This is a genomic window from Kribbella sp., assembly GCF_035687465.1.
Classification (GTDB): Bacteria; Actinomycetota; Actinomycetes; order Propionibacteriales; family Kribbellaceae; genus Kribbella.
In genome coordinates this window covers 1-10,058 of sequence record NZ_DASRXP010000193.1, presented here as the reverse complement: position 1 = coordinate 10,058, position 10,058 = coordinate 1, and the positions used below count along the sequence as shown (strand labels likewise).

12 protein-coding genes are annotated in these 10,058 nt (G+C 66.0%); 8 read left to right on the top strand and 4 right to left on the bottom strand.

What is annotated here, in order from left to right; genetic code table 11:
• Positions 1-534, bottom strand: a 534-nt coding sequence (locus VFG33_RS09680; RefSeq protein ID WP_325024638.1) for an MFS transporter, incomplete at its 3' end; no start/stop codon positions are given.
• Between the two features lie 142 nt (positions 535-676).
• Here VFG33_RS09680 and VFG33_RS09675 point away from each other — a divergent pair.
• The 3 genes from VFG33_RS09675 to VFG33_RS09665 all read left to right on the top strand — a co-directional run bounded on the left by VFG33_RS09675 (position 677) and on the right by VFG33_RS09665 (position 1,832).
• Complete coding sequence (locus tag VFG33_RS09675; RefSeq protein WP_325024637.1) at positions 677-1,285, top strand: TetR/AcrR family transcriptional regulator; 609 nt, start codon at positions 677-679, stop codon at positions 1,283-1,285.
• 123 nt (positions 1,286-1,408) lie between these two features.
• Complete coding sequence (locus tag VFG33_RS09670; protein ID WP_325024635.1) at positions 1,409-1,711, top strand: SAV_915 family protein; 303 nt, start codon at positions 1,409-1,411, stop codon at positions 1,709-1,711.
• Complete coding sequence (locus VFG33_RS09665; RefSeq protein ID WP_325024633.1) at positions 1,692-1,832, top strand: hypothetical protein; 141 nt, start codon at positions 1,692-1,694, stop codon at positions 1,830-1,832. The genes VFG33_RS09670 and VFG33_RS09665 overlap by 20 nt, the downstream gene beginning before the upstream one ends.
• 62 nt (positions 1,833-1,894) lie before the next feature.
• Here the strand turns inward: VFG33_RS09665 and VFG33_RS09660 are convergent, their stop codons facing one another.
• Positions 1,895-2,536, bottom strand: a complete 642-nt coding sequence (locus tag VFG33_RS09660) for a hypothetical protein (protein ID WP_325024631.1) — start codon at positions 2,534-2,536, stop codon at positions 1,895-1,897.
• A gap of 254 nt (positions 2,537-2,790) precedes the next feature.
• Between VFG33_RS09660 and VFG33_RS09655 the strand changes: the two genes are divergently transcribed.
• Entirely contained in the window at positions 2,791-5,157 is a 2,367-nt protein-coding gene (locus tag VFG33_RS09655) for an FdhF/YdeP family oxidoreductase (RefSeq protein WP_325024630.1), read from the top strand.
• A 108-nt stretch (positions 5,158-5,265) separates the two neighbouring features.
• Positions 5,266-5,481 (top strand): antitoxin, encoded by a 216-nt coding sequence (locus tag VFG33_RS09650; RefSeq protein ID WP_325024628.1) that lies wholly within the window; start codon positions 5,266-5,268, stop codon positions 5,479-5,481.
• Between the two features lie 56 nt (positions 5,482-5,537).
• Here VFG33_RS09650 and VFG33_RS09645 read toward each other — a convergent pair whose 3' ends face one another.
• Together VFG33_RS09645 and VFG33_RS09640 are read right to left on the bottom strand one after the other, a co-directional pair.
• Positions 5,538-7,469: a zinc metalloprotease gene (locus tag VFG33_RS09645; protein ID WP_325024626.1), complete on the bottom strand. Its 1,932-nt coding sequence runs from the start codon at positions 7,467-7,469 to the stop codon at positions 5,538-5,540.
• A 108-nt stretch (positions 7,470-7,577) separates the two neighbouring features.
• Positions 7,578-7,982: a winged helix-turn-helix transcriptional regulator gene (locus VFG33_RS09640; RefSeq protein ID WP_325024624.1), complete on the bottom strand. Its 405-nt coding sequence runs from the start codon at positions 7,980-7,982 to the stop codon at positions 7,578-7,580.
• A gap of 85 nt (positions 7,983-8,067) precedes the next feature.
• On the opposite strand from VFG33_RS09640, the gene VFG33_RS09635 reads away from it, so the two are divergent.
• From VFG33_RS09635 to VFG33_RS09625, 3 genes are all read left to right on the top strand, one after another.
• Positions 8,068-8,376: an LLM class flavin-dependent oxidoreductase gene (locus VFG33_RS09635; protein ID WP_325024622.1), complete on the top strand. Its 309-nt coding sequence runs from the start codon at positions 8,068-8,070 to the stop codon at positions 8,374-8,376.
• Positions 8,373-8,594, top strand: a complete 222-nt coding sequence (locus VFG33_RS09630) for a hypothetical protein (RefSeq protein ID WP_325024620.1) — start codon at positions 8,373-8,375, stop codon at positions 8,592-8,594. Before VFG33_RS09635 ends, VFG33_RS09630 begins: the two co-directional genes overlap by 4 nt.
• Before the next feature lie 95 nt (positions 8,595-8,689).
• Positions 8,690-10,058: cbb3-type cytochrome c oxidase subunit I (locus tag VFG33_RS09625; protein WP_325024618.1), on the top strand; the 1,369-nt coding region annotated here is incomplete at its 3' end.

Genomic DNA, 10,058 nt, shown 5'->3' with positions numbered 1-10,058 from the left:
GCCGATGATCAGCAGTGGCACGATCACGCCCGCGCCGGCCAGGAAGAACAGCAGCCGCCAGTCGGGCAGCAACGCGCCGGCGACGACGGCGGCGATCGCTCCTCCCGCCGGGAACGAGCTCAGCACGAAGGCGGCCGCTCGACCTCGTTGGGCGGTCGGCCAGGTCTCGACAACGTACGTCGACACCACGCCCCAGACCCCGCCGAGTCCGAGGCCGGCCGCGAACCGTAGTACGAGGAACACTGTGAAGCTCGGCACCAGGGCGAGCGAGGCAGTGAACACTCCGAAGACCGCGAGCGAAAGCATCAACGCCCGCTTGCGGCCGTAGTTGTCGGCCAGCCAGCCGACGGTCAGGCTGCTCACGCCGATGCCGAGCAGGGTGGCGGTGGCCAGCAGACCGCCCTCGGCCTTGGTCAGCCCGAACTCCGCGCGGATGTCGGGGAGAGCGAAGGACAGCAGCAGGATCTCCAGCGCGTCGAACATGTAAGCCACGAAGGCGCCACCCAGCACCACCCATTTCCCGGAATCTCTCATCCGGACCAGTCCCTTCGATGAACCCCGTGTTTCCGTCCCGAGTCACCTGACTGTACGTACGTACAGTGGTGATCCGCAAGACCCAAACTGTACGTACGTGCAGTACGCTGTGGTGAGCTGGACGAGGAGAGGGATGAGCTCGGTGACGGAGACTGCTGAGGGCGGCAAGCGGATGGTGATCCTCCGCGCCGCCGAGAAGGTGTTCGCGCAGGACGGCTACCACGGCACGACGATGCGGCGGATCGCCGCGGAGGCCGACGTCAAGCTCTCCCTGGTCGTCTACCACTACACCTCGAAGCTCGCCCTGTTCGTGGCGATCTTCGAGCACCGGCAGTACGTCAACGAGGCGCGGCTGACCCAGCTCCGGGCGATTCCCGATCTGAGTGCGGCCGATGCCGTCGAGCAGATCGTGCGCGCCTTCGTCGACCCGGTGCTCGCCCTGCACAACGATCCCGAGGACGCCTGGTTCGCCAAGCTGGTACTGCGCGAGGCCGGCGACCCGTCGAACCAGGACCGGCCGGTTCTCAAGGTCCTGTTCGACCCGATGGCCCGCGAGTTCGTCGACGCCTTCCGCGAGGCGCTTCCCGGCAAGCCCGACGGGTTCTATCAATGGGCCTACCTGTTCTCGGTCGGCGCGCTGACCCAGAGTGCCTCCGAGGACCGGGTCCGCAACCTGACGGAGAAGACGTTCCTGGAGCAGAAGCACGACCTGCTCCGGTCCTACATCACGGCCGCTCTCCGCTACGGCTGACCCGTCCGGCCGGCGCCGCTGTGAGAGCTGTGTGCGAGGTGGGGCGGTTGGTGTGGGAGAGGTGTTAGGACGCCGAACGCGGGGCGCGGTGACGTCTACTTTCGAGGTGTGAACACAACCTCGATGGATGAACCCGTTCCGTTATTCGTGCCTACCCGGATGGCCGGCGCCTGGGATGTCGTGGCGCTGCAGATCGGGCGGAGGCCCGATGGGCTCCGGGTAGGCATAGCGTTCAGCAGCCTGGAACTACTGCGTGCGGCCTCAGGCCCGCGGCAGGACTGGGTGCGGATGCACGAGGACAGTCTTCGCGAGACGCTGGCCGAGCTCGGCGTCACCGTGATCCAGTTCGACCCCGTACTGGTCGGCGCCGATGTCGGAGCGTCTGCTCCCGAGTTGGTGGGTTCCCATGGCCGTAGAGCAGCATAGGCACCACCCGCCCAAACGGCGGACCGAACGCCTCGACCCCGAGTTCGTCGCGATGATCCGGATCGTCCTGGTCACCGGCGCCCTCGCAATCCTCCTCTGGGCCCTGAACCACCTGCTCTAGGCGGACTGCCAGGCAGGTGGCTCAGCCGCCCGGGGAGGTGGCTTAGCCTCCGGGGAGGTGGCTTAGCCTCCGGGGAGGTGGAAGCCGGAGGCGATGTTGAGGGTAGTGGAGACGGTCAGGTACATCAGCCAGACGCCGACGACGATGTGGATCAGGCCGAGGGCCTTCTCGCCTGGGTTGGACAGTTCCTGCCCGTCGGTGGTTGTCGTCACGCCGATCTTGAAGCTGGCGAAGAACTCGGCGACGTACACCGCGGCCAGTCCGGTGAACAGCACGCCCACCGGCCAGGCGTCGGCACGGAAGAAGACCGTTGCCCCGAGCACCGAGATGATGATGAACGGGATCGACATGTAGCCGTTCGGCCGGGCGTCGGAACCCTGGTACCGGTTCCAGCCCATCGCGAACCAGTGGATGCCGTAAGCACTGAACGCGACGGCGGCCATGTACAGGGCTTTGTTGCCGCCGAAGACCTGGAACCAGGTCAGGCCGACGAACAGGTAGATACCGACGAGGAGCTGGCAGAACCCCGGCATCCAGATTCCCCAGACGCCGTTGGCCCGGTCGACCTGCTGACTCCGCCGGGGGAAGCCGAACAACTCCTGTGGACCATAGATGAGATAGCCGGTACCCAACCCGAAGAAGCCGAGGACCACCGGAACAAACGATGACGCCGGGAAGGTCAAGGCGATCTGGGACGTATCCACTGCTTCACCTGCCTGAGTAGACGATCGGGGGAGTGGTCAACGATCCGACTCCCTAGTACTGCCAGCTTCGCGCCCGGGACATCCAGGTGTCGTCACGGCCAGCGCCAGTCCCTTCCTCCGGCCCCCTGGCATCGTTGTCTACCCGCTACCGGTGGACGCGTCCTTCCAGCTAGCGGGGATACCGGGTGAAGGATCCACGGGTTTAGGCTGACGAAACGGATGTGTTGTCCACGGTCGGCTCTGACGGAGGAACCATGGCATCGCCACCTCAGGACAGGCAGAACGCCGAACAGCGGATGTTCGGCGCAGTACCGGGGGAGCCCGCGCTCGGTCGCGGCCCCGCCCCGAAGGGCGGTTACTCCCGCCACGAGTACGACCACCCGGCCGCGGGCTGGGGAGCGGCGCGCAGCGTCGGGAGGGTGCTCGAGCAGGCGGGGCATCCGCTGGCGGGTTTCCGCTCGCTGTTCGTGATGAACCAGGAGGACGGTGGTTTCGACTGTCCGGGCTGCGCCTGGCCGGACGATCCGAGCGGGCTCCACCTCGACATCTGCGAGAACGGGGTCAAGCACGCCACCTGGGAGCTCGCCCGCGCCAAGACCGACCGCGAGTTCTTCGCCGACCACACGGTCGCGGAGCTGGCCGAGTGGAGCGACTACGACCTCGAGGTGGTCGGACGGCTCGCCGAGCCGATGAGCTACAACCCGGCGACCGACAAGTACGAGCCGATCTCCTGGGACGATGCTTTCGCCCTGATCGGCAGCAGTCTGCGCGAACTGGACAGCCCGGATCAGGCCTCGTTCTACACCTCGGGGCGGCTCAGCAACGAGGCGACGTTCCTGTACCAGCTCTGGGTCCGCGAGTTCGGTACGAACAACCTCCCGGACTGCTCGAACATGTGCCACGAGGCGAGTGGCAGGGCCCTGACGGCTGGGATGGGCAGCGGCAAGGGGACAGTCGATCTGCACGACTGGGAGGCCGCGGACGCGATCTGGGTGATGGCCGACAACGCGGGGTCCAACGCGCCGCGGATGCTGACCTGGCTGGCCGATGCCGACCGGCGCGGCGCGCAGCTGGTCCACATCAATCCGCTGATCGAAGCGGCCTCGAGGCGGACGATCGTCCCGCACGAGTTCGCCAACATGGCGACCTTCCACACCACCAGCACCGGCACCATGAACGTGCAGGTGCGGATCGGTGGCGACCTGGCGCTGTTGCGCGGCGTCGCCAAGGTCGTGTTCGAGGCGGCCGAGAAGAATCCGGACGTCCTCGACCGGGAGTTCATCGAGCAGCACACGCACGGCATCGACGAGTACCGCGCACTGGTCGAGGCCAGCAGCTGGGCCGACCTGGTCCGCGATGCCGGCGTGGACGAGTCCGGAATCCGGAGGCTGGCCGACTCGTACCTGGCGTCGGAGCGGGTGATCATCGCCTGGTGCCTCGGCCTCACCCAGCACGAGCACGGCGTCGACACGGTGCGTGAGATCCTCAACCTGCTGCTTCTGCGGGGCAACATCGGTCGCGAGGGCGCGGGACCGTGCCCGGTCCGCGGTCACAGCAACGTCCAGGGCAACCGCACCTGCGGGATCAACCACCGTCCGGACAAGGCCTTCCTGGACAAGCTCGCTGAGGTCTGCGGGATCGACCCGCCGCGCGAGGAGGGACTCGGCACAGTCGGGACGATCCAGGCGATGCAGAGCGGCGACGTCAAGGTGTTCATCGCTCTCGGCGGCAACTTCGCGCTGGCCAGCCCCGATCTCGTGTATACCGCCGAGGCGCTGCGGAGGTGCGAGCTGACCGTGCAGGTGAGCACCAAGCTCAACCGCAGCCACATCGTGCACGGCAAGCAGGCGCTGATCCTGCCTTGCCTCGGCCGCTCCGACAAGGACGTGCAGGCCGGCGGCGAGCAGGGGATCACCGTCGAGGACGCGATGTCGATGGTGCACATCTCCTACGGGATGAAGCAGCCGGGCTCGCCGCAGCTCCGGTCCGAGTGCGCGATTCTGGCCAGCATGGCCCAGGCGACGTTGCCGGACAGCGCAACGCCGTGGCAGGACTATGCCGACGACTACGACCGCATCCGCGACACGATGGCGCAAGTGCTGCCCGGGTTCGAAGACTTCAACGAGCGCGCCCGGCACCCGCATGGCTTCCGCATCCATCAGCCCGCCCGGGAGCGGGTCTTCCAGACTCCGTCCGGACGCGTCGAGTTTTCAGCGGCGCCGCTTCCGGACGACATCGATCCGGGCAAGGACCGGTTGACGCTGGCGACGATCCGCTCGCACGACCAGTTCAACACCACCATCTACTCCAACAACGACCGCTACCGCGGGCTGAAGGGCCTGCGCACCGTCGTCTTCATGAACGAGAACGACATGCGCGACCGCGGCCTCGGGGAGTTCGACCTCGTCGATGTCACCAGCTTCTCGAAGGACGGGTCGACGCGGAAGGTCTACGGCTACCGGGCCGTCCGCTATGAGATCCCGCCAGGCTGCGCGGCCGGCTACATGCCGGAGCTGAACGTCCTCTGCGGGATCGCCGACTTCAGTACACAAAGCGAACAGCCGGTGACCAAGCACCTCGTCGTGGAGGTGACGCCGAGCCAGGTGAGCGAACCGGGCTGACCGAGGGCTGGTTTGGCTGGGCGAGATTGGGTACAACTTGTCCGTGGCAACGATCGGCGCCCTACGGAGGGGGTGTCGGCGTTCTCAGCTGGAAGGAGTTCCACCCTCATGAGCATGTTCGACAGCGCGAAGGAAAAGCTCGGCGGTCTCGTCGACGATCACGGTGACAAGGTCAGCGAGGGCCTCGACAAGGCGGGCGACTTCGCGGACGAGAAGACCGGCGGCAAGTACGGCGACCAGATCGACCAGGGGGTCGACAAGGCCAAGGACGGGCTCGACGGCCTGGACGGTCAGAACGACGACATCGACGACGGTAACCAGTAGGAGAAACAGCAACGACAACGACGGCCGCAGAGCTCGCTCTGCGGCCGTCGGTCGGATCAGCGGAGGCCGCGGGGGCCTTCGAGGGTGTCGATGTAGAGGCCTTCCTGGTGGGCGGGGCTGGCAGCCTGGGCCGCGCGGGCGGTGGCGTTCTTCTCGTTTTCGAACGCCTGTACGTCGACGCCGGTGTCACGGGCTCCGGCGGCGACAGCCGCATAGGCCTTCGCTGCGTAGGCCCGGGCGGTCGGGTAGTCGTGCCGCTTCAAGGCGCTGTCCGCGACGGCCAGGAACGCGTCCGCCCGGTAGAGGTCGTCGTAGCCGCGAATGGCCTTGCTCGAGGCAAGGACCTTCGCTGCGAGGGCGTTCGCCGCCTCGTTCAGGGCCGCGGCCTGGAACCGGTTCAGGTTGTCCCGGTCGAACTGGCTGAAGTCCCAGTTCAGGTCGATGTAGCTCATCATCGTGTTCGAGTAGTCGCCCAGCCAGACGAAGAAGGTGTCGCCGGACGGACTGAACGCCGTACCGGTGCTGCCGTCGTAACCGTCGTGCGGGTGGGACAGGCCGAGATGGTGGCCGACCTCGTGGATGATCGTGGTGGTGAGTCCGTAGCCGGAGGCAACGACATCGGGGGAGATGAAGTTGAAGACGTAGCTCTGGGTGCCGTCGACGTAGTTGTCGTCGGCGAAACCGAGCGCGGGCACGTCCACTCCGGGACCGACGGAGTAGTTGAAGATCGGGAGTTCGTAGTCGACCTTGCCCTGGTCGTCCTGGGTCCTGGCCAGGTTCTCGCGGTTGTACAGGTAGAGGTTCGCGAACGCCGGGTAGCCGCTGCTCGGGTAGCACGACACGTCGGCCAGCAGGCCTTCGTAGCAAGCTCGGGCCTCGGCGTTGTACGGCAGGTCCTGGTCGTCGTAGCTGAGTTGGTTGCCGGGCACAACTTCAGCCAGCTCGGCCTTGACCAGCGGAGGCTTGATGTACTGGCGGTTCGCGTCGACACCCGGCCAGCCCTCGTAGGTGTTGCTGTCGAGGTTGATCGTCCTGGCCGGCGAACTGGTCGGCAGCTCGGCCGGGTAGATGGGCGAGGAGGTGAACAGTAGTTCGACGGCGACGTACCGGACGAGTTTGGCCAGGTCGCCGGTGAGTGCGCTCGGCGCTCGGTAGCCGCCGGCGGCGTACTCCCAGGCCGGTGGGATGCGGTAGTCGGGCTCGCCATCTCCGTCAAGATCGGCATCGGTGATGTTCCAGCTGCCGGAGGACGCGTCGGGACCGGCGGACAGATCGTGGAACCAGACCCGCCGGGTGCTGCCGAGGCCGGATTCCTCGTCGTTCGCCGTGGTGCCGCCCCAGGCGGTGATCTTGCGGCTGTCCCGCACCGTGCCGAAGTTGTACCCGGTGTCCGGGTCAGGCTCGTTGGTCTTGGTGTAGACGTGGAACTCGAAGTCGGCCCGCCCGCTCCAGTTGATCAGGAACACGGTGTTGCGGCGGGTGTCGATCCCGGACGGCGGGTTCGCGGCAAGCCACTTCTCGACCGAGGGCGCATCGATGTAGTGGTTGTTCTTGACGTCGCGCACGTTGCCGGCCTGCGCGTTGTAGTCGGTCTGGAACGACGTCAGCGGCGCTGCGGTGGACAGCTTCGCGAGCTGCTTGAAGAAGCGGTTCTCGTAGGCGCGATCCGCCGTCTTGACCTTGTAGTCATAGGTGTACTTGATCCCGATCGGCTCTTTGATCTCGTAGGCCAGGCGGCTGATCACGACCGGCTCGTAGGTTCGCGGCAGGGCGTTACGGAACGCGTTCTGGTTCACCGCACCGGGCTGGTAGCCGATGAACACCACGTTGACCGGCACCTTCTCGGTCAACCGTGGCTGGCCGCCGGGGTTCAGGTGCTGGAACCGCGGCGACGGCTTCGGCGCACTGCTGGCGGTGGTCGCGGTCATCAGACCCGCGGCGACCGTGCACAACACCACCCCGATCGCGGTCAGACGAAAAACCTTCACTCTTGGTCTCCTCACTCGCAACACACCCCCGGCCCCAGGAGTTCCGACCAACTATGGCGTTAAATCCCCGTCGATGCAGCCGGTTGGCACCAACCTGCGTCAACTTGTTCAGTCGGCCCGGTCGAAGGCGGTCCGGTGGGTGCGCACCTGGGGAGCGTTGTCCCCAGCCCAGCGGGCAAGGGCCAGCACCGGGGTGAGGAGGCTGCAGCCGAGCTCGGTCAGCTCGTACTCGACCCGGGGTGGGACCTCCGGATAGGACGTCCGGGTGATCAGTCCGTCGCGGTGCAGATGCCGGAGGTTGAGGGTGAGCATCCGCTGCGAGATGCCGCCGGTCGCGTGCTGGATCGCGGTGAATCGCAGCGGACCGTGCCGGAGGCTCGCGACGATGAGCACGCTCCACTTGTCGCCGATCCGGTCCAGCAGCTCGCGGACCAGCTCACCATCGGCGGTCAGGCTGGTACAGATGTCCGGCAGCTGCTCAGGGTCGTCGGTCGCCATCTCGGTTACACCCATGTGCCTTTTGTAAGGCCCTCGATCGTCTCGGATAGTGGGTTACGAACAAAGAGTAACCATCAAGCCCACTCTCAGGAGGAATCCGATGAACCCCGTGCAGTTCGGCGTGTTCGTCAGTCCGCAGTACGCCGACGTCCGGCAACTGCGAGACCACGTGCAGGCCGCGGAGTCGACCGGTTTCGACTATGTGTCGATCCAGGACCACCCGTACTCGCCAGCGTTCCTGGACACGTTCGCGCTGATCGGAACGCTGATCGGCCGGCTGCGGTTCATGCCCAATGTGGCGAACCTGCCCCTGCGGCCTCCCGCCATGCTGGCCAAGACGCCGCCGCACTCGACGCCGGCCGCAAACCCACCGACATCCGCCGTGTCATCCAGCCCGTCGGCAGTGTGACCGACCGCGCCGCGACCATCGAGCGCCCCCGCAGTGGCCCTGGCGGCCGGCCGATCCGCACCACCCCGGACGGGTGGGCCCGCATCATCGCCGAGTTTGTCCACGAGGAGCGGTTCGACACCGTCAACTTCGTCCTCGAGGACGAGAGCGTCGAACAGATCACCCGCTTCGCCCTCGAGGTCATCCCCGCGGCCCGAGCCGCCATCGCGTCGTACTGACGGCATCTGGAACCGCGTCGGGCTTCATTTTTGGCCGAGTTGCGCGCAGTCTGAGAGGGAGTGGTCAGCGGAACAGTGCTTTCAAGGACGGACCGATGGTCGATCTCACGCAGGAGCGGCGCGGCGCGACGGTCGTGCCTGCGCTGGAGCGGACCGGACGCCGGCCGCTGGGCAAGGTGATCGTCCGGATCCTGACGACTACCGACCACAAGGTGATCGGGCACCTCTACCTGATCACGTCGTTCGTGTTCTTCCTGGTCGCGGGGCTGATGGCGCTGCTGATCCGGGCCGAGTTGTTCGAGCCTGGGCTGCAGATCGTCAACGAAGAGGTCTACAACCAGCTCTTCACGATGCACGGCACGATCATGCTGCTGCTGTTCGCGACGCCGCTGTTCGTCGGCTTCGCCAATGTGGTCATGCCGGTGCAGATCGGCGCACCGGACGTCGCGTTCCCGCGGCTGAACATGTTCAGTTACTGGCTGTTCCTGTTCGGCGGCCTGATCACTCTCGGCGGATTCCTGACGCCTGGCGGGGCCGCGGACTTCGGCTGGACCGGCTACACGCCGTTGTCGACCACCACAGGCTCGCCGGGCGTCGGCGGTGACCTGTGGATCATGGGTCTGTACCTGGCCGGTCTGGGCACCATTCTCGGTGCGGTCAACTTCACCACCACGATCATCACCATGCGCGCGCCCGGCATGACCATGTTCCGGATGCCGATCTTCTGCTGGAACACCCTCGTCACGTCGATCCTGGTGCTGATCGCCTTCCCGATCCTGGCCGCGACGCTGCTGATGCTGGAGGCCGACCGCAAGTTGGGGGCACATGTCTTCGACGCGGCCAATGGCGGGCCGTTGCTGTGGCAACACCTGTTCTGGTTCTTCGGGCATCCCGAGGTCTACATCATCGCGCTGCCGTTCTTCGGCATCATCACCGAGATCCTGCCGGTCTTCAGCCGCAAACCGATCTTCGGGTACGTCGGGCTGGTGGGCGCCACGCTGGGCATCGGCGTTCTCTCGATCGCGGTGTGGGCGCACCACATGTTCGTCACCGGAGCGGTGAATCTGCCGTTCTTCTCCTTCATGACGTTCCTGATCGCGGTGCCCACCGGGGTGAAGTTCTTCAACTGGATCGGCACGATGTGGGGTGGATCGATCTCGTTCGACACCCCGATGCTGTGGTCCGTCGGCTTCCTGGTGACGTTCCTCTTCGGCGGTCTGACCGGTGTCATCCTGGCCTCACCGCCGCTGGATTACCAGATATCGGACACGTACTTCGTGGTCGCGCACTTCCACTACGTCGTGTTCGGCACGGTGGTGTTCGCGATGTTCGCGGGCTTCTACTTCTGGTGGCCCAAGATGACCGGCCGGATGCTCGACGAGAAGCTCGGCAAGCTGCACTTCTGGCTGCTGTTCATCGGCTTCCACACGACCTTCCTGGTGCAGCACTGGCTGGGTGTCGAGG